General features: G+C 43.6%; 1 protein-coding gene. It reads left to right on the top strand.

The genetic code is table 11. From position 1 onward, the window contains the following. Positions 1-713: NAD(P)/FAD-dependent oxidoreductase (locus BJU60_RS14765; protein ID WP_141737252.1), on the top strand; the 713-nt coding region annotated here is incomplete at both ends.

Below are 713 nucleotides of genomic sequence, written 5' to 3'. Positions count from 1 at the left end.
CAGCTTGGCACAAATGATGCGGACATTACTCTTGTGAACAAGCATAATTATCATTACGAAACAACATGGCTTCATGAAGCAAGTGCAGGTACTCTTCATCATGACCGCTGTCGTTATCAAATCAAAGATGTGATTAACAGTTCCCGTGTCAACTTTGTACAAGCCACAGTTGAAAGCATTGATAAGGAAGCAAAGAAAGTTGTGACATCAGAGGGCGAACTTTCTTATGACTACCTTGTTGTTGCACTTGGTGCTGTTCCTGAAACATTTGGTATTGCAGGACTGAAAGAATACGCATTCTCAATCTCTAACATCAACTCTGCTCGTCAGCTTCGTGAGCACATTGAGCTTCAATTTGCGACGTATAATACGGATGCTGAAAAACGTCCAGAGCGTTTGACAATCGTTGTCGGCGGCGCAGGATTCACAGGTATTGAGTTCCTTGGTGAGCTTGGAAACCGTGTGCCTGAGCTTTGCAAAGAGTATGACATTGATCAAAAAGACGTGCGTATCATCTGTGTAGAAGCTGCGCCAACAGCTCTTCCTGGATTCGATCCAGAATTGATCGACTATGCGATGAACTACCTTCAAGGTAAAGGTGTTGAGTTCAAAATTGGTACAGCGATCAAAGAATGTACGCCTGAGGGGATCATTGTTGGAAAAGACGATGATACAGAAGAAATCAAAGCTGCAACTGTTGTTTGGGCTGCAGG

This window comes from Exiguobacterium aurantiacum, assembly GCF_001766415.1.
GTDB classification, from domain to species: Bacteria; Bacillota; Bacilli; order Exiguobacteriales; family Exiguobacteriaceae; genus Exiguobacterium; species Exiguobacterium aurantiacum_A.
This window is presented reverse-complemented; position numbering and strand designations above follow the sequence as displayed.